At 71.4% G+C, this 17,507-nt stretch carries 17 protein-coding genes; 11 read left to right on the plus strand and 6 right to left on the minus strand.

Annotated features, from left to right (window positions below):
* Positions 1-27: 27 nt before the first annotated feature.
* The 3 genes from HJC40_RS11980 (at position 28) to HJC40_RS11990 (ending at position 3,423) form a co-directional block, all read left to right on the plus strand.
* Positions 28-702 (plus strand): activator of HSP90 ATPase, encoded by a 675-nt coding sequence (locus HJC40_RS11980; protein WP_250000962.1) that lies wholly within the window; start codon positions 28-30, stop codon positions 700-702.
* A 116-nt stretch (positions 703-818) separates the two neighbouring features.
* Complete coding sequence (locus HJC40_RS11985) at positions 819-2,612, plus strand: SpoIIE family protein phosphatase (RefSeq protein WP_250000963.1); 1,794 nt, start codon at positions 819-821, stop codon at positions 2,610-2,612.
* Positions 2,613-3,108: 496 nt separating this feature from the next.
* A complete protein-coding gene (locus tag HJC40_RS11990) occupies positions 3,109-3,423 on the plus strand; it encodes a MazG nucleotide pyrophosphohydrolase domain-containing protein (protein WP_250000964.1) in 315 nt (104 codons plus the stop codon).
* A gap of 108 nt (positions 3,424-3,531) precedes the next feature.
* Here the strand turns inward: HJC40_RS11990 and HJC40_RS11995 are convergent, their stop codons facing one another.
* From HJC40_RS11995 to HJC40_RS12005, 3 genes are read right to left on the minus strand one after another with little or no spacing between them, the layout of a single operon-like run.
* Entirely contained in the window at positions 3,532-4,950 is a 1,419-nt protein-coding gene (locus HJC40_RS11995; RefSeq protein ID WP_250000965.1) for a hypothetical protein, read from the minus strand.
* Positions 4,947-5,972: a hypothetical protein gene (locus HJC40_RS12000; RefSeq protein ID WP_250000966.1), complete on the minus strand. Its 1,026-nt coding sequence runs from the start codon at positions 5,970-5,972 to the stop codon at positions 4,947-4,949. Before HJC40_RS12000 ends, HJC40_RS11995 begins: the two co-directional genes overlap by 4 nt.
* On the minus strand, positions 5,969-6,517 hold the full coding sequence (locus HJC40_RS12005) for a hypothetical protein (protein WP_250000967.1): 549 nt from the start codon (positions 6,515-6,517) through the stop codon (positions 5,969-5,971). The genes HJC40_RS12000 and HJC40_RS12005 overlap by 4 nt, the downstream gene beginning before the upstream one ends.
* A 173-nt stretch (positions 6,518-6,690) precedes the next feature.
* On the opposite strand from HJC40_RS12005, the gene HJC40_RS12010 reads away from it, so the two are divergent.
* Positions 6,691-6,975 carry a DUF427 domain-containing protein gene (locus HJC40_RS12010; protein WP_250000968.1) on the plus strand — a complete coding sequence of 95 codons (285 nt, stop codon included), beginning with the start codon at positions 6,691-6,693 and terminating at the stop codon, positions 6,973-6,975.
* A 23-nt stretch (positions 6,976-6,998) separates the two neighbouring features.
* On the opposite strand, the gene HJC40_RS12015 is transcribed toward HJC40_RS12010, so the two are convergent.
* Both HJC40_RS12015 and HJC40_RS12020 read right to left on the minus strand, forming a co-directional pair.
* Positions 6,999-7,403 carry a hypothetical protein gene (locus HJC40_RS12015; protein ID WP_250000969.1) on the minus strand — a complete coding sequence of 135 codons (405 nt, stop codon included), beginning with the start codon at positions 7,401-7,403 and terminating at the stop codon, positions 6,999-7,001.
* Positions 7,378-7,608 (minus strand): hypothetical protein, encoded by a 231-nt coding sequence (locus HJC40_RS12020; protein ID WP_250000970.1) that lies wholly within the window; start codon positions 7,606-7,608, stop codon positions 7,378-7,380. Before HJC40_RS12020 ends, HJC40_RS12015 begins: the two co-directional genes overlap by 26 nt.
* Positions 7,609-7,792: 184 nt before the next feature.
* Here HJC40_RS12020 and HJC40_RS12025 point away from each other — a divergent pair, with 184 nt between their 5' ends.
* A complete protein-coding gene (locus HJC40_RS12025; RefSeq protein ID WP_250000971.1) occupies positions 7,793-9,475 on the plus strand; it encodes a bifunctional diguanylate cyclase/phosphodiesterase in 1,683 nt (560 codons plus the stop codon).
* A gap of 69 nt (positions 9,476-9,544) precedes the next feature.
* Positions 9,545-10,225, plus strand: coding sequence for a VanZ family protein (locus HJC40_RS12030; RefSeq protein WP_250000972.1), 681 nt, complete (start codon positions 9,545-9,547; stop codon positions 10,223-10,225).
* Positions 10,226-10,334: 109 nt separating this feature from the next.
* Here the strand turns inward: HJC40_RS12030 and HJC40_RS12035 are convergent, their stop codons facing one another.
* Positions 10,335-11,624: an MFS transporter gene (locus HJC40_RS12035; protein ID WP_250000973.1), complete on the minus strand. Its 1,290-nt coding sequence runs from the start codon at positions 11,622-11,624 to the stop codon at positions 10,335-10,337.
* Between the two features lie 71 nt (positions 11,625-11,695).
* On the opposite strand from HJC40_RS12035, the gene HJC40_RS12040 reads away from it, so the two are divergent.
* From HJC40_RS12040 to HJC40_RS12060, 5 genes are all read left to right on the plus strand, one after another.
* Entirely contained in the window at positions 11,696-12,682 is a 987-nt protein-coding gene (locus tag HJC40_RS12040; protein ID WP_250000974.1) for a GlxA family transcriptional regulator, read from the plus strand.
* Between the two features lie 58 nt (positions 12,683-12,740).
* Positions 12,741-14,408, plus strand: coding sequence for a GspE/PulE family protein (locus HJC40_RS12045; RefSeq protein ID WP_250000975.1), 1,668 nt, complete (start codon positions 12,741-12,743; stop codon positions 14,406-14,408).
* A gap of 123 nt (positions 14,409-14,531) precedes the next feature.
* Positions 14,532-15,665: a type IV pilus twitching motility protein PilT gene (locus tag HJC40_RS12050; protein ID WP_250001554.1), complete on the plus strand. Its 1,134-nt coding sequence runs from the start codon at positions 14,532-14,534 to the stop codon at positions 15,663-15,665.
* A gap of 4 nt (positions 15,666-15,669) precedes the next feature.
* Positions 15,670-16,902: a type II secretion system F family protein gene (locus HJC40_RS12055; protein WP_250000976.1), complete on the plus strand. Its 1,233-nt coding sequence runs from the start codon at positions 15,670-15,672 to the stop codon at positions 16,900-16,902.
* 80 nt (positions 16,903-16,982) lie between these two features.
* Positions 16,983-17,507: a type II secretion system protein gene (locus HJC40_RS12060; protein WP_374271610.1), complete on the plus strand. Its 525-nt coding sequence runs from the start codon at positions 16,983-16,985 to the stop codon at positions 17,505-17,507.

The following is a 17,507-nucleotide window of genomic DNA, read 5'->3' on the forward strand; positions in this document are numbered from 1 at the left end:
AGCGGCGGCCGGGAACGGAGGACCGGCATGACCCAGGCGCGGCAACTCAAGCCGTACGAGGTGGAGATCTCCGTGACGGCGGGCCGGGACGAGACGTGGGAGTCCGTCACGCAGCCCGGAGTCCTGCACCAGTGGTTCGGCTGGGACTACGACGGGCTCGCGGCCGAGATCAAGCAGATCTTCGTGGACGAGGCGACCCTGTCGGCGCCGGAGCGGATGGGCTGGGCCGACGGGTCGTACCTGGAGGTCACCGGCGACGACGACTCCGCCCGGGTGCGGGTCGCCCGGGAGGGTACGGGACGCGGCGGCCCGGAGATTTACGACGCGATCGAGGAGGGCTGGCGGTCCTTCCTGATCCAGCTGCGGTTTCTGCTCGACCGGCGACCACAGGGACGTCGGCGGACGCTCTACCTGACCGGGGAGACCACCGGACGGCAGGCGCTGACGCTGGTGCCGGGTGAGTGGGACCGGTCCGGGTTGCGCGTGGCCTGGACCGTCGACGGTGACGGTCACCTGGTCGTGGCCGCGGGCCGGATCCCGCTCGACGACCCGTCGGCCGCGCGTTTCGAGGTGATCGTGTCGATGTTCGGCGTCGACGACGCGACCTTCGAGGCGGCCCGCGAGTCGTGGGCCAAGCGCTGGGCCCCCATGGCCGCCGACGCCGACCTCACCACGGCCGCCGATCCCGCCCCCGGTTCCTGAGCCGGCGGGGATTGACGGCGGATGCGTGACGGGACGCACGCATTCGATGCTGGTGGTCGCGGCCCGGTAACCTGGCTGGTCTGACCAGCCGGGGGGCGACTTTGCTGCGGGGTGACTTGGCTTCGGAGGCGCCCGAGGGTGTCCTGGCCGACGCCGCCCGCCTGCGGTCGGTGGCGCGGGCCCGGCTGGGGTCGGGCGGCGACCCGGCGTTCGACCGCATCGCGGGGATCGTCGAGCGGCTCGTGGACGTCCCCGTCGCCCTCGTCACCGTGCTCTCGGCCGACCTTCAGCACCTGCCCGGTCAGGTCGGCCTGCCCGAGCCGGCCGCCACCCGGCGGGAGATGCCCCTCACCCATTCGTTCAGCCGGTACGTCGTCGAGTCCGGCCGGCCCGTGGTCGTGCCCGACGTCCGGCTCGATCCGCGCCTGCGCGACAACCTGGCCATCCGCGATCTCGGCGTGATCGCGTTCGCCGGGGTGCCGCTGACCGACTCCGACGGGCTGGTGCTGGGCACGCTGGCCGTCATGGACCGCGAGCCCCGGAAGTGGACGAAGAGCGAGCTCGTCCTGCTCGACGAGCTCGGCGAGGTGTGCAGCTCGGAGCTGCGCCTGCGCATCTCGCGCGAGATCGCCGACGAGGCCCGCCGGGCCGCCGAGTCGGCCCACAGCCAGCTCGCCCTGCTCGGCGAGCTGACCGAGGCGCTGACGGCGACCATGGACATCGACGAGGCCCTGCACCGGCTCGGTGGCATGGTCGCGGGCCGCCTGTCCGACTGGTGCTTCATCACGGTCGCCGATCCGTCCGGCGCGATCCGGCACGTGTCCGCGGCGCACCACGACCCGGCGCGCGCCGAGACCGCCGGCCGCCTGGCCGAGCTCGCGCACGCGGCGAAACTCGACGTGCGCTCGCTGATCCGGTCGGTACGGCACACGGGTCGCCTGGTCACCCAGGACGAGACCGACGTCGACCGGTTGCGCGACCGCCTCGACGCCGCCCAGCTGGCCGATCTGGCCGACCAGCTGGGCCTCGGGTCGTTCCTGACCGTGCCGATCGTGTCGCCCGTCAACCAGCGGGTGCTCGGCGCCGTGCTGCTGGTCAACGGGCCCGACCGGCCCGCGTTCACCGACGCCGAGCAGAGCACCGCGGCCGAGGTGGGCCGCCGCGCCGGGCTGGCCGTCGACAACACCCGGGTCTTCGGGCGTCAGCGCCACGTCGCCGAGGTCCTGCAGCACAGCATGTTGCCCGAGCTGCCCCAGGTGGACGGGATCGACCTGCACGGCCGCTATCTGCCGGCCCAGGACGGCGCCTCGGTCGGCGGCGACTGGTACGACGCCTTCGCCCAGCCCGACGGCAGTCTGATGCTGGCCGTCGGCGACGTCTCCGGTCACGACATCGAGGCGGCCGCGACCATGGGCCAGGTGCGCAACCTGGTGCGCGGCGACGCCTACGGCCGCGACGACGCCCCCGGCCCGCTGCTCGCCCAGCTCGACCGGGCCCTGCACGGCCTGCGCGTGCCGGCCGCGGCCACCGCCGTCCTGGCCCGTCTGCGCCGCGACCACGACGACTACCTGGTCTCCTTCGCCAACGCCGGCCATCCCCCGCCGGTGCTGCTGCGCCCCGACGGCGAGGTGGAGATCTGGTGGGAGGACCCGGAACCGCTGCTCGGCCTGCTCCCCCGCGACCGGCGCGCCACCCACCACCGCCGCATAGCCCCCGGCAGCACGCTGCTGCTCTACACCGACGGCCTGGTCGAACACCCCGCCCATCTGATCGACGACGGCATCTCCCGCATCCGCTCCGTCCTGACCGGCAACGCGGACCTCCCGGCCGACGAGCTGTGCACCCGTCTGATCGACGCGGCCCCACGCCGCGCCGACGACATCGCCTTCCTCGTCGTCGGCGTGCGCTGACAAGATCGCCACCATCCATTCGACGACGTCGTCCACCAGAATCGTCCGCAGAAGCCGGGCGCCAGAAGTCGCGCGCCGAAACCAGACGCCAGAAATCGGACGCGAGTGGCAACGTTCCTGAACGGCCGGACGTGAAAGTCACGGACCGAACGGCGGACTTAGAAGTCGCGCGCCAGAAAGCCAGACGCCGGAAAGTAGAAGTCGCTCCGGGGCCGGACGCCAAAAGTCACGCGCCGGAGTCGGACACCCCGAAGGCCGGACGGCAATCTCATGTGCCGAGAGCCAGACGCCGGACAGCAGAAGTCGCGCCGCAAGCCGGACGCCGGACGCCGGACGCCGGACGCCGGACGCCGGACGCCGGACGCCGGACGAGCGGACAGCAGAAGTCGCGCGCCGTAAGACCCGACGCCAGAAGCAGCGCCAGGAAACCGAAGCCAAAGTCGCGCGCCGGAAAGTCGGGAGCCGGAAATCAGGCGCCAGAAGATCGGAGAATCGCATGGATCTCGCGGACCTACAGGGACGAGCTCTCGAAACCGCCGCCCTCTACGACCGCCACAACGTCGCGGCGGGCCGGCGGCCGTGGACGCCGGACCAGTTCATGATGGGCTTCGTCGGCGACGTCGGAGACCTGGCCAAGCTGGTGATGGCGGCCGAGGGCGTGCGCGAGATCCCCGGCGGCCGGGAGCAGCTCGGGCACGAGCTCGCCGACTGTCTGTGGTCGGTGCTCGTGCTCGCGCAGCGCTACGGCGTCGACCTGGAGGCCGAGTTCGCCCGCATGACCGACGGCATCGAGCAGTATCTGCAGACGTAGCTTCGCGCCGCGCCCGAGCGACAGCTCACCCAGCGCCCAAGGGATGACCGGCCCAGCACCCGAGCCACAGCTAACCCGGCACCCCAAGGGACAGGTGACTCCCCGGCGTCAGGCGACGGGCAGGTCCTCGCGGTGGGGTGGCGGGCCGCCGTGCGTCCACGGTGTCTCGGCCGGGTCGGGGAACGCCGCACCCGGCCGGTAGGCCTCGCTCAGCGTCGTCAGCAGGAGACGCTCGCCCACGGCCGGGACGCTGCCGGGCTCGGCCACCAGCTTGCGGCCCATCCCGCCGGAGAGTTCCAGCAGCACATCGGTGCCGGCCGGGCCGGGCGTCACGGAGATGACCTTGGCTTTCTGGGACGGGCGGGCCGGTGAGGTGAGCGACGCGCCCGGCTCGACCCGGACGGTCTCGGTCGTCGTGACCATGATCCGGGGGCGGAGCACCGGCCGCTTGCCGCTGTCGTCGATCCGGTCGGCCTTGGCCAGCGTCACCTCGGCGCCGAAGGCCGCCCCGGTCAGTCGATGGTCGGCCATCACCAGCGGGTCGTCGAAGGCTCGCTGGACGGCGTAGCGCGCCGCCGCGTTCTCGAGCCGCTGGAGCCGGGCGGCCGCGGCCACCGCGCCGTCGCGGCGAGGTTGCGGCGTGCCGTCCTCGGTCAGGTGCTCGACGAAGGCCGAGTAGGCGTCCCGGTCGCTGTCCCAGCGCAGGCCCACCCGGGCGCCGACCGGCAGCTCGCGGAGCAGCGCGATCGACTTCCACATCCGTTCCCAGGTCGGTGTCAGCAGGTCGCGCAGCACTCCGGCCATCGCCGGGGACGGCGACGCGATGAGCGGCGCCAGCACCTCGTTGTCGAAGGCCGGGTCGGTGGCGGGGCCGGCCACCGGGCCGTTCTCGGCCTCCTGGGCCGCCCGGGCGCCGTCGGTGATCCACGCGAAGAGCGACCCGAAGTGCGCGTCCTCGGCGGCGCTCTGCCCGGTGGCCCAGTGCGATCCGAGCGCCTGCACCGCGTTGACCAGGAGCGACGAGCCGGGCACCTCGGCCGACGAGGCGAGGAAGGTGAGCCACTGCCCGAGCCTGGGCACCGACGGGGGTACGGGATGGTCGCCGTCGACGCGGCGGAAGCGGGTCGACCGCCCGAGCAGCCGCAGGAAGTCGGCGCCGCCGGGGTTGGGCACCCACACCTGCGGCGCGTCGACGAACCGGTGGCGCACGTCGCGGCCCCGGTCGACCGGGACGGCCTCGGTGGCGCCGGCGAACGACTCGAGGTACGGCACGACCGCGTCGGCGAGGTCGGCGGTGAACGCGAACCGCTCGTCCCGGTTGCGGGGCTGACCCACCACGAGCAGCCGCGGCCGGCTCACGTCGTCGCCGAGCAGGGCGGCCAGCGGCGCGTTGGCCTCGCCGGCCATGGCCAGCGGGATCAGCACCAGCGGGCGGTCGTGCACGTGCAGGTGGCGCACGGTCGCGATGGGCTGGGCCCGGCCGGCGGCCAGGGCGTGCGCGCGGGCGAGGGCGACGAGCGTGCTCACAGCGCCTCGTCACGCAGGCGCTGGGCCGCGCGCAACAGCGCCGCCGCCTCGGCCTGCGCGGGGTCGGGCTCACGGGCGCCGGAGGCCAGGGCCAGCACTTCGTCCACCGTCTCGAGGCCGCCCAGAGCATCCCGTACGGGACGCCCCAGCGCAGCCGTCCGGCCGCCGGCCTCGTGGCGGCAGTAGACCGACATCTCACAGGTCGACAGGCACTCCGGCGCGTAGCGGGCGGTCAGCGTGTCGAGCGACGACAGCAGGGCCGGCACCGGCTGGGCGAGGTCGAACGACACGTCGTCGGGCAGCGACGAGATCAGCGACGACACGGAGGCCAGCCGGGACAACTGCCGGCGCAGCGTGGACAGCTGCTTGCGGACGTCGAGCACCACCGCGACCGGCTGCAGCGAGAAGTTCTCAGGGCAGACCAGCACGACCTCGTGGCTGACCCGGTCGTCGCCCAGCATCCGCCGCAACGCCAGCACGTAGACCGCCGCCTGCACCGCCGCCGCCGACACGGCGGTCCCGTCGGCCTGCCCGTCCAGGATCGCGAACGACTTGATCTCGACGACCTGGAGCTGCGAGCCGTTCTGGTAGGCGATCAGATCGGGCTCCAGGAACACCGTCTGCCCCGCGACCTCGAGGGTCAGCAGGGGATGGTCGAGCAGCCCTTCGGCGCCGTCGTTCAGCATCGAGCGCGTCCGCGCGTGCCGGGCCGACAGCGTGTCGTCCTCGTCCGCGCCGAGATCCTCGTAGCCCCCCACGTACGCCCCGAGCGTGGATCGCAGCAGCGCGCAGTCGTCCGCCTTGAGCATCGCCTCGAACGCGTTGCCCCGGGCCAGCGCGAATCGGGACTGCCCGAACGCGCCGGGGAACCCGATCCGCTCGGCCAGCCGCACCTTGTCGATGCCGGCCGCGTCCAGCACGGCCCGGCGGGTGCAGCCCGGGTTGCCGGTGAGCGCGGCCACCGTACGGGCGTTGTGCCTCTTTCCCGGGGCGGAGCCGCGCAGCCGGTCGACCTGGCTCACGCGCCGCCTCGCTGGTGGGGCACGGCCGGCAACCCGTGCAGCTGCTGAGCCGGGGACAGCGCCCGCGCCCGCTCGACCGCCGCCGCGCGCACCGGCTCCTCGGCCGCGACCGCCGCGACGAGGTCGGGCGCGGCCAGGGCCAGCCGAGCGGCGCCGGCGAGATCGGAGGCTTCGGGCCCATGCGGTACGCCCTCGGCCAGCGCCCGCAGCAGCAGGTGCGCGGACCGCCCGGCGCCGGGCCGGATGGTCACGAACTCGGCCACCCGGATCACCGCGGCCAGCGCGTCGGCCCGTTGCCCGGCCGGCGTGACGACGCGGCGTTCGAGCGGCCACTCGGCCAGCGCGACCAGCCCGCGAGCGGGCGTGAGATCGGGGTTGAGCGCCGCGCACAGGCCGGAGGCGGGGTCGCGGACCAGGCCGACGAGGGCCGGCACCGTCAGGTCGCTGTCGAAAAGGGCGCCGTGGACGTCGGCCAGCAGCCGGGCCGAGGCGGGCGCGCCGAGCAGCAGCAGCGCATGGCGTGCCTGCTCAGCGGTAGTGGGCATCGTGCTCAGACCGTTCACCGGCCGCGCTCCGTCAGGGGGTAGGGGGGTCGCGATCGACTCTAGATCTTCTTACACCGGCGCGGCAATGTTGGGGCGAGTCGCAACTTTCACCCCCCATAGCGATTAACCCTCGCATATCGGACGCCTCGCTTTCGGCGCGCTACGTTCGGACTATGCCGAAGGCCATCTGGAACGACGAAGTGATCGCCGAGAGCGACGACACCGTGATCGTCGAGGGAATGCACTACTTCCCTCGTGAGTCGCTGCGTGAGGACGTGCTGGTTCCTTCCGACACCCACACCATCTGCCCGTGGAAGGGCAAGGCCTCGTATTACACGCTGACCGCGAACGGGCACACGACGCCCGACGCCGTCTGGTTCTACCCCGAACCCAAGCCGGACGCCAAGGCGGTGCGCGACCGCGTCGCCTTCTGGAAGGACGTCCGCGTCGAAGCGTGACCCCGACGAACCCCCGGGCCCGCTCACGCTATGCGTGGGTGGGCCTGTTCGATGGCGGAGACCTCGAGATAGTCGAGCATGTCGCGCTGCTCCTCGGCCTCGAGAGCGCCGAACGCCTCGTAGGCGGCCGCGCGTGAGTGCTCGGTCTCGGCCGCGAGCAACGCGATGATCCCCGACCAGGCCAGCGAGACCCGGTCGAACAGGCGCGCCCGCCGCAGCGAGCTCAGCCGGCTGAGCATCGCCACCTTGGTCGCCGCGTCGTCGTCTTGCGGAATCCGGTCGGACAGCTCGAAGAGCGCCTTGCCCCGGTACGGGTGTTCCGCCTCGACCATGCGCGCCAGCTCGGCGTTCGACATCTGATCGACCGCCGGCGCCGGACCGCGCCGGGGCAGCGAGGGCTTGTCACCGGGCACGGCTGTCCCGCCCACTCTCGTAACCGTTGCCGGGCGGCTGGTGCGGCAGCGTCGGCGTGTTCTGGAACGTGGGGAACGGCGGCGCGGACGGCATGACCGGCGCCGGCGGTTCCCCGGGAGCCTCCCCGGAGCCCTCGGTGTCGCTGTCGAGCACGTCCTGGCCGTCCTCGTCGGTCGCGCTGAGCGCCGCGAGCCGGTCCTCGAGATTTCCACCCGCCACAGCTTTGTCCTCCGTTGCCGACTTTTGTGCTGTTGGCGTCCTATGAGATCACGGTCCCCGCTCTGCCCGCCGCACACCCCGTCGCTCGGTCCACCGGTCACCCGACCTGACGACCACCGTAACGTCCTCTTAATCTGCTCAAGTGTCCCGAGGCGCGACCGATGAGGCGCGTCGGAGGTGCTTCATGGGGCGTTTCGGCAAGGTCCTGAACCGCGTACGACGTGGTGTGGACATCGTCATGATCTTCGCGTCGCTTGTGGCGCTGACCTGGTCACCGCTGCTCGGCCCGCAGGCCGGCCCGCTGAGCCGGGGTCTCACGCTCGGCGCGGTCGTGCTTGCCGCCGCCCTCGTGACCAGACTGAGCCGGCGCCGGCCGCTGGCCCAGTACGCCCCGGTGTCGGCGGCCGTGATCGCGGCCGGCGTGCAGACCGCCCTGGGCAACAGCTCACCCGCGACGATCTGGCTCATCCTGATCGTCACCGCCGTCATCCTCATCCGGCAGTTCCTCGGCTCGCACACCAACGAGGGACTGATGCGCGATCTGACCCGGCAGCGCGCGATCCTGGCCCGCCAGGCGTTCCGCGATCCGCTGACCGGCCTCGGCAACCGCCAGATGTTCATGGACCACGCGAAGGACGCCCTGGAGGACGCGGACGACACCAAGACCGCCGTCATCGTGTTCGACCTCGACGGCTTCAAGACCGTCAACGACACGTACGGCCACGCGGCCGGCGACGAACTGCTCAAGGCCACCGCCGACCGGCTGAACGCGAACGTGCGCGCCAACGACACGGTGTCGCGGCTCGGCGGCGACGAGTTCGTGGTGCTGCTGCCCCGGCTGGCCGACGAGCAGACCGCCGACACCGTGGCCGACCGCATCCTGCACGACCTGCAGAAGCCGCTCACCGTCGACGACCTGGTCCTTTCCGTACGGGCCAGCGCCGGCATCTCGATCACCCAGGGCGGCACCCTCGACGTGGACACGCTGCTGCGCGAGGCCGACGAGGCGCTCTACCACGCCAAGGACGACGGCAAGGGGGTCGTGCGCCGGTTCGACCCGGTGCGCTTCGCCGAGGCCGCCCAGCGCCGCCGCGACGAGTCCGACCTGCGCCGCGCCCTGGCCGAGATGCAGTTCGAGGTGCACTATCAGCCCATCGTCGCCCTGAACGGCGAGCTCACGGTCGGGGTCGAGGCCCTGGTGCGCTGGCGGCACCCGGTGCGCGGCCTGCTCGCGCCGGCCGACTTCATCGAGCTGGCCGAGACGCTCGGGCTCATGCCCGGTCTGGGCCTGTGGGTGCTGCGCGAGGCGTGCGCCCAGGCCGTCGTGTGGCAGCGCGACAACCCCGGCTTCAAGGTCAACGTCAACCTGTCGGCCACCCAGCTGTCCAGCCCCGAGCTCACCGACGAGGTCGGCGCGGTGCTGGCCGACACCGGGCTGCCCCCGAACTCGCTGGTGCTCGAGCTGACCGAGTCGACGGCGCTGACCGACCTGACCGAGTCGGCCCGCATCCTGGGATCGCTCAAGACCCTCGGCGTCCGCATCGCCCTCGACGACTTCGGCACGGGCTTCTCGTCGCTGAGCCACCTCGGCACCCTGCCGGTCGACGTGGTCAAGATCGACAAGTCGTTCGTCAAGGCGATGCGCGAGACCACGGCCAACGGCTCGGTCGCCGAGGCGGTGCTGCAGATCGCCCGTACCTTCAACCTGGCGCCCGTCGCCGAGGGCGTCGAGGACGAGGTGCAGGCCGGCCTCCTGCGCGAGCTGGCCTGCGCCGAGGCCCAGGGCTATCACTTCGCCCGGCCCATGCCGGCCGCCGAGCTGACCGGTCTGCTCCAGCGCCAGACGGCGACCCTGGCGGACCGCTGATCCGGACATCGCGGGCATATCGAGTTTTCCTTACGCCGCGGCAACAACCGGCCGCCTCTAATGGGGCGCATGACTCCGAGCACCTCCCTGTCCGCACCGCCCCGCCGCACGCGCCGGATCGTGCTCGTGGCCCTGATCCTGCTGGTCGTGGCGATCGGGGCGTTCGCCGTACGGCGGTCCCTGCTGATGTCGGCCCCGCGCTGCCTGACCGGGCACTGGAGCGGCTGCTACGACACCCAGAACGGCGTGGTGCTGATGACGCTGGTCGGGCTGCCGGTGGCCGCCCTGGTGGCGCGGACGCTGGCTCGGCGGCGCCCGCCGGGCGACCTCACGCCCGTGCGGAAGTCGCTGGCCGAGGTGGCCATGGTCTACGGGACGGCGCCGTTCATCTGGATGACCATGATGCCGGGGTCGGGAGCCGGCATCGTCCCGGGCCGGGTGAGCCTGGTGCCGCTGCGCGACCTGGCCACGATGGGGCCGATCGGGATCGGCGGCAACCTGCTGGTGCTGGCCGCCTTGGGGTTCTTCGCCCCGATCCGGTTCGCGGCCATGGCCTCGCTGCCGCGACTCCTGGCCCTCGGGGCGGGCTGCTCGATCCTGATCGAGACGGCCCAGTACGTCCTGCGGCTGGACCGGGTCTCCTCGGTGGACGACGTCCTGGTCAACGCGACCGGCGCGGTGCTGGCCGGGCTGGCCTCGCGCCGCTGGTGGCGCACCGGAACGGCCCCGGCCGACGGGGGCCGGTCATAGGTTCCGGGCACGCGCACCTCGGACCTCACCGGAGTTCGGCCCGGACCGCCGGCTGGGCCGAACTCCGCCTGGGCCGAGCTCCAAAAGCCCCTTGCGGGACGGCCTCAGCTCACGCCTGGATGGGCTGCCCGACCAGGCCGATGCCGGGCGCGATCGGCTTGAGGCGCTTGCCGGCGAAGAGCATCAGGCTCAGCACGCTGGCGAAGATCGCCAGCGCCCCCGCGCCGTACCAGGCCCAGGTGTACGCGCCGAGCTGATCACGGACGAGGCCGGCCGCGGTGGCCGCGGCCGCGGCGCCGAACTGGTGCGAGGCGAAGACCCAGCCGAACACCACAGCGCCGCTCGAGCCGAAGTACTCGCGGCACAGCGTGACCGTGGGGGGCACGGTGGCGACCCAGTCGAGGCCGTAGAACAGGATGAACACCAGCATGCTGGGGTGGGCCGTGGCCGCGAAGAGCGACGGCAGCACCAGCAGCGACAGCCCGCGCAGGAAGTAGTACGCGCCGAGCAGGATCCGGCTGTCGACCCGGTCGGTCAGCCAGCCCGAGGCGATGGTGCCGGCGATGTCGAACAGGCCGACCAGCGCGAGCAGGCTCGCCGCGGTGGTCTCGGTCATGCCGTGGTCGTGCGCGGCCGGGATGAAGTGGGTGCCGACCAGCCCGTTGGTCGTCGCCCCGCAGATCGCGAAGCCGCCGGCCAGGAGCCAGAACGGCCGGGTGCGGGCGGCCTGGCCGAGCGCTCGCAGGGCGGTCCGGACGGCGCCGGCCGGGGCGATCGGCTGGGGCTCCTCGTAGACGCCTCCGTAGGCGCCCAGCCCCAGCTCGGCCGGGTGGTCGCGCAGCCGCCACCAGACCAGCGGCACGACCAGCAGCGCCGCCCCGGTGACGGTGAGCGCGGCGGCCCGCCAGCCGGAGTGCTGGGTCAGGGTGGCCAGCACCGGCAGGAAGACCAGGTTGCCGGCCGCGCCGCCGGCCGTGAGGACCCCGGTGACCAGGCCGCGGTGCTTGACGAACCAGCGGCCGGTGATCGTGGCCACGAAGCCGAGCGCCATCGAGCCCGTGCCCAGGCCGACCAGCACGCCCCAGAGCAGGATCAGCTGCCAGCTCGTCCGCATGAAGACGGTCAGGCCCGATCCGGCCGCGACGAGCAGCAGAGCCACCGTGATCACGCGGCGGATGCCGAACCGCTCCATCAGGGCCGCCGCGAACGGCGCGGTGAGGCCGTACAGCAGCAGGTTGACCGAGACGGCGGCCGAGATCGTGCCGAGCGACCAGCCGAACTCGTCGTGCAGCGGCCGGATCATGACGGACGGCGTGGCCCGGAAGCCGGCCGCGCCGACGAGCGCGACGAACGCGACGACGGCCACCAGCCAGGCCGGATGGATGCGGAGTTTGGTCACGCCACAGAGTCTGCGAACTCCCGACCGCACGGACGAGTGGCCGGAAGGCCATCATGCGCAAGAATCAAGCCATGCCGCATCGGATTGCCGTCCTCGCCCTCGACGGCGTGGTTCCCTTCGACCTAGGCGCGGCCACGCAGGTCTTCGGCGCGGCCCGCGATGCCGACCAGCGAAGGCTCTACGACGTGGTGGTCTGCGGCACCGGCGCGGTCCGCGCGACGTCCGGCTTCACGATCGTTCCCGACCACGACCTCGGCGCGCTCGAGACGGCCGACACGGTGGTCGTCCCCGGCGTCGACGCCGGGAGCACCGTCACCGACGGGACACTGCGGGAGGACGTACGGGAAGCGTTGCGAGCCGCGGCCGCACGCGGGGCCCGGATCGTGTCCATCTGCACCGGCGCCTCGGTGCTCGCCGCGGCCGGGCTGCTCGACGGCCGGCCGGCGGCCACGCACTGGCTCTGGGGCAAGCGGATCGGCGGGCTGTATCCCAAGGTGCGGTGGAACCTCGACGTGCTCTTCGTCGACGACGGCGACATCCTCACCTCGGCCGGCGTGGGCGCGGGGGCCGACCTCTGCCTGCACATCGTGCGCAACGACCACGGCGCCGAGGTCGCCAACCGGGCGGCCCGGCGCTGCGTCCTGCCGCCCTGGCGGGACGGCGGTCAGGCTCAGTTCATCGAGCGGCCGGTGCCGCACTCCGACGGCACAGGCACCGCGCCGACCCGGGCCTGGACGCTCGACCGGCTGGCCGACCCGGTGAGCCTGGAGGAGATGGCCGAGCACGCGCGGATGAGCGTGCGGACCTTCACCCGGCGGTTCCGCGAGGAGACCGGCACCAGCCCGCGGCAGTGGTTGCTGCGGCAACGCATCGCGCATGCTCAAGTGCTGCTCGAGTCGACCGATCTGGGAGTCGAGACCGTCGCCCGCCGCTCGGGGCTGGGCAGCGCGACCGCGTTGCGGCAGCATCTGCAGGCCGCGATCGGGGTGGCGCCGACGGCGTACCGGAGAACCTTCCGGCAACCGATGCGACCCGTATCCTCACTTTCCGCATCTTAGCTTTGACCCGTGATGTCCGATCAGTAAGGCGAACACCCGTCGCCGACCTGAGGATGTCATGGACCAGACCTTCCGCCCGCTGCTCGACGCGCTCAAGCAGATCGGGATCGATCCGCTGGCCGTGGACTCGGCCGCGGAGGAAGCACAGCGCAGCGGCCGGTCCGTGCGCGCGGTCCTCATCAACGACCAGGTCGTCACCGAGGAGCAGCTGACCGACGCGGCCGCCCGGGCCTTCGGCATCAACACGGTCGACCTGGTCAGCTTCACGCCCGACCCGGCCGCGCTCAAGAAGATCCCGCTGCCCGTCGTGCTGCGCCACCGCGTGCTCGGCCTCTCGATGTCCGACGGCGAGCTGGTCGTCGGGGTCACCGACCCGGGCGACGTGTTCGCGCTGGACGACGTCCGCGCGGCCACGGGCATGGTCATCCGCCCGGTCGTGGTGGCCCGCAGCGAGGTCCGCCGGATCATCGAGCGTCTGCAGCGTGAGTCGAGCGACCTGGGCGACCTGGCCGAGACCGACACCGAGTCGCAGACCGGCATGTCCGCGCAGGCGACCAGCTCGGACGACGCCCCGATCGTGCGCTACGTCAACAGCCTGATCGAGCAGGCCGTCATGAACCGCGCCTCCGACCTGCACCTCGAGCCCACCGAGGACGACATGCGGGTGCGTTACCGCATCGACGGCGTGCTGCACGAGGTGGACATCGTGCCGCGTGGCGTGATGGCCGCGCTGACCTCGCGCATCAAGATCATGTCGGGCGTCGACATCACCGAGAAGCGAGTCCCGCAGAACGGCCGCATCACCGCGCTCATCCGCGACCGCTCGGTCGACCTGCGAACCGCCACGCTGCCCACGGTGTGGGGCGAGAAGCTCGTGCTCCGCGTGCTCGACACCGGCGGCATCGACCTCGACATGAACAAGCTGGGCTTCACCCAGCACAACCTGGACCGGTTCGCCGCGTCGTTCACCAAGCCGCACGGCATGCTGCTGGTGACCGGCCCGACCGGCTCCGGCAAGTCGACGACGCTCTATGCCACGCTCGGCAAGATCAGCAAGCCCGAGGTCAACGTGATCACCGTCGAGGACCCGGTCGAGTACCGCCTCCGCGGGGTCAACCAGGTGCAGGTCAACGCCAAGGCCGGCCTGACGTTTGCCGCCGTGCTGCCGGCCATCCTGCGTTCCGACCCGGACGTCGTGCTGATCGGCGAGATCCGGGACGGCAACACGGCCCAGATCGCGGTCGAGGCCTCCCTCACCGGTCACCTCGTGCTCTCCACGCTGCACACCAACGACGCGCCGGGCGCGGTCACCCGTCTCACCGAGATGGGCATCGAGCCGTTCCTGGTCGGGTCGTCGCTCGACTGCGTGCTGGCCCAGCGGCTGGCCCGCCGGCTCTGCGACTGGTGCAAGGAGGCGTACGTGCCGAGCGAGGAGGAGCTCGTCGGCGCGCGCTGGCCGTTCGAGGACCTGGCCGTGCCCGAGGCGCTCTACCGGCCCGTGGGCTGTCGCAACTGCGCCAACACGGGCTACCGCGGCCGGATCGCACTGCACGAGGTCATGCCGATCAGCCCCGAGATCGAGGCGCTGACCATTCGCCGGGCCTCGGCCAACGAGATCCGCGAGGTGGCCCTCTACCAGGGGATGTACGAGTTGCGCGCGGACGGCCTGGCCAAGGCGTCGGGCGGGCTCACGTCGGTCCGCGAGGTGTCCCGGGTCGCCATCTGAGGGCCCGAAACCCTATCCCGTACGCCCGGGCAACGCCCGAAAACGTCAGAACAGCCCCTAAACCGGCTCCGGAAGTTGCCGAATACAAGAGGCGTCCCGAACCGACGAAGAGAGCCGGTGGAGATGTACCAGACCGACACGATGGTGCCGCAGCAGGCGGCGCCCCAGGAAGCGGCGCCCGCGCCGGACGGCCTGGCCGTGCTCAACCAGATGCTCGTCACGCTCGTCGAGTCGCGCGGCTCCGACCTCCACCTCACGGTCGGCACCCCGCCGATGATCCGGGTGAACGGCTCGCTGCGCCCGATCGAGGGCTACGGCAACCTGAACTCGGCCGACACCGCCCTGCTGTGCCGGGCCGCCATCTCGGCCGACCAGTGGGGGACCTTCCAGCGCGTGCAGGAGCTCGACTTCGCGCACAGCATCGTGGGCGTCTCCCGCTTCCGCGGCAACCTCTATGTCCAGCGCAACTCGTGCGGCGCGGTCTTCCGGGCCATCCCGCACGAGATCAAGCCGCTGGACGAGCTGGGCATGCCCGACTCGGTGTCCCGCTTCGCCCACCTGCCCCGCGGCCTGGTGCTGGTGACCGGCCCGACCGGGTCGGGCAAGACCACGACCCTGGCCTCGATCCTCGACCTGGCCAACCGCAGCCGGGCCGACCACATCGTCACGATCGAGGACCCGATCGAGTTCCTCCACCCGCACAAGCGCAGCGTGGTCAACCAGCGCGAGGTCGGCGCGGACACCGAGACCTTCGCCTCGGCGCTCAAGCACGCGCTGCGGCAGGACCCCGACATCATCCTCGTCGGCGAGCTGCGCGACCTGGAGACCACGGCCACGGCCCTGACCGCGGCCGAGACCGGTCACCTCGTGCTGGCCACCCTGCACACGCAGAGCGCCACCCAGACCATCGACCGCGTCATCGACATCTTTCCGCCGCACCAGCAGCTGCAGATCCGCGCCCAGCTGGCCGCCTCGCTCCAGGGTGTGATCACTCAGGCCCTGGCGCCACGCGCGGACAACAAGGGCCGGGTCGTGATCGCCGAGATCCTGACCGCGACCCCGGCCATCCGCAGCCTGATCCGCGAGGGCAAGTCGCACCAGATCCCCTCGTTCATGCAGGCCGGCGCGGGCGACGGCATGCTCGCGTTCGACCAGCACCTGGCCGAGAAGGTGCGGGAGCAGGTCGTGACGCTGCCGGCTGCCCTCGAGCTCTGCCACTCGAAGGAGGAACTCATGCGACTCGTGGGACGGAGCTGACGTCATGCCGGCCACCAAGGTCTACCGGTACAGCAGCATCGACGGCGCCGGCCACCGGGCCAAGGGCACCGTCGAGGCGCCGAACGAGGCCGCGGCCACCAACCTGCTGAAGCAGCGCGGCGAGACACCGCTGGAGCTCACGGAGTCCGGCAAGGGTCTCGACATGGAGATCAAGATCCCGGGCTTCGGCAACCGGATCAAGCTCAAGGATCTCGCTGTCTTCGCTCGTCAGTTCGCCACGATGACCGCGTCCGGCATGTCGCTGCTGCGGTCGCTGTCCATCCTCGAGGAGCAGAGCACCTCGCCGCCGTTGAAGAAGGCGCTGGGCGAGCTCCGTACGGACGTGGCCGCGGGCACCTCGCTGTCGTCCTCGATGGCCAAGCACGACCGGGTCTTCCCGCGCCTCATGATCGCCATGGTCCGGGCCGGGGAGACCGGCGGTATGATCGACCGCGCTCTCGAGCAGATCGCGGACAGCCTGGAGAAGGACACCGCGCTCCGGGGCAAGATCAAGAGCGCGATGACCTATCCGGCGATCGTGCTGTCGTTCACCTTCCTGCTGATCGCCGCGGTGCTGATCTTCATCGTGCCGATCTTCGAGGCCATGTTCGCCAACCTCGGCGGCCAGCTGCCGGCGATCACCCAGTTCCTGGTCGACGCGAGCCACAACATGTGGTGGATCGGGCCGCTGATCCTGACCGTGGGCATCAGCGGATCGGTCTTCTACAAGCGGCAGATGCGCGCCAGCGAAGAGTTCCGTCTCAAGGTCGACCGCATCAAGGTCAAGGCGCCGGTCTTCGGCCCGCTGTTCCGCAAGCTCGCGATGAGCCGCTTCGCCCGCAATCTGGGGCTGCTGCTCAACGTGGGTGTGCCGGTGATGCAGGCGCTCACCGTGGTCGGCGAGACCACGGGCAACGAGGTCATCAACGTGGCGATGAAGGACGTGCAGGCCGCCGTCCGCGACGGCCACACGATGTCGTCGGCCCTGCGCAACCACCCCATCTTCCCGACCATGGTCACGCAGATGATCGAAGTCGGCGAAGAAAGCGGCCAAATCAGTCAGATGCTGGACAAGGTTGCCGATTTCTATGACAGGGAAGTCGACAGTGCCGCCGAATCCCTGACCGCCTCGATCGAACCGATCATGGTGCTCGTCATGGGCGCCGTGGTAGGCGGGATGGTGATCTGTCTCTACCTACCGATGTTCACCATTTATCAGAACATTCAGAGCAACTGACTGCGCACCACCCAGGCCGGACTCCCGCCGGCCGAACGGGCCCCCCGCCCGGCAGCACCCGCCCGCCCCACCCTGACGCCATGGAGGCACCCCCAATGCACGACATCATCACCCGGCTCCGCAACAAGAAGGACGACGAAGGCTTCACGCTCATCGAGCTCCTTGTTGTCGTGGTCATCATCGGCGTGCTGGTTGCCATCGCCGTGCCGGTCTATCTGAACTACCGCAAGGGAGCGGCGGACAAGTCCGCGCAGTCCGACGTGCGCGGCGCGGTCAGCACGATCGAGCAGTGGTACACCGACAACGGCAACTCGTACCCGACGGCCACCACGCTGACGAGCAAGGTCGAGAGCTTCAGCCTGAACACCGCGACCGGCGCGACGAACACCCCCGGCTCGCCCGGCTGGATCACCCTGTCGGACAAGACCACGATGACCTACAAGCCGGCGGTGACCGGCACCGGCACGGCCCAGACGGCAGCAAGCTATACCGTCTGCGCCAAGAACGAGGGCGGCAGCGGCAAGGTCTACGTGTACAACAGCGCGGTCGGCGGCTCGGTCAAGGCCCTCACCGGAGCTTCCCCGGACGTCGCCACCTGTCAGTGA

The sequence above is a fragment of the Actinoplanes sp. M2I2 genome, from assembly GCF_023544445.1.
Classification (GTDB): domain Bacteria; phylum Actinomycetota; class Actinomycetes; order Mycobacteriales; family Micromonosporaceae; genus Actinoplanes.

Bases quoted from the DNA above. Each gene is read 5' to 3' on its own strand.
- HJC40_RS12045 (WP_250000975.1), top strand. From the start codon at position 12,741: ATGGACCAGACCTTCCGCCCGCTGCTCGACGCGCTCAAGCAGATCGGG.
- HJC40_RS12040 (WP_250000974.1), top strand. From the start codon at position 11,696: ATGCCGCATCGGATTGCCGTCCTCGCCCTCGACGGCGTGGTTCCCTTC.
- HJC40_RS12025 (WP_250000971.1), top strand. From the start codon at position 7,793: ATGGGGCGTTTCGGCAAGGTCCTGAACCGCGTACGACGTGGTGTGGAC.
- HJC40_RS11980 (WP_250000962.1), top strand. From the start codon at position 28: ATGACCCAGGCGCGGCAACTCAAGCCGTACGAGGTGGAGATCTCCGTG.
- HJC40_RS12030 (WP_250000972.1), top strand. From the start codon at position 9,545: ATGACTCCGAGCACCTCCCTGTCCGCACCGCCCCGCCGCACGCGCCGG.
- HJC40_RS12050 (WP_250001554.1), top strand. From the start codon at position 14,532: ATGTACCAGACCGACACGATGGTGCCGCAGCAGGCGGCGCCCCAGGAA.
- HJC40_RS12060 (WP_374271610.1), top strand. From the start codon at position 16,983: ATGGAGGCACCCCCAATGCACGACATCATCACCCGGCTCCGCAACAAG.
- HJC40_RS11990 (WP_250000964.1), top strand. From the start codon at position 3,109: ATGGATCTCGCGGACCTACAGGGACGAGCTCTCGAAACCGCCGCCCTC.
- HJC40_RS12055 (WP_250000976.1), top strand. From the start codon at position 15,670: ATGCCGGCCACCAAGGTCTACCGGTACAGCAGCATCGACGGCGCCGGC.
- HJC40_RS12005 (WP_250000967.1), bottom strand. From the start codon at position 6,517: ATGCCCACTACCGCTGAGCAGGCACGCCATGCGCTGCTGCTGCTCGGC.
- HJC40_RS12010 (WP_250000968.1), top strand. From the start codon at position 6,691: ATGCCGAAGGCCATCTGGAACGACGAAGTGATCGCCGAGAGCGACGAC.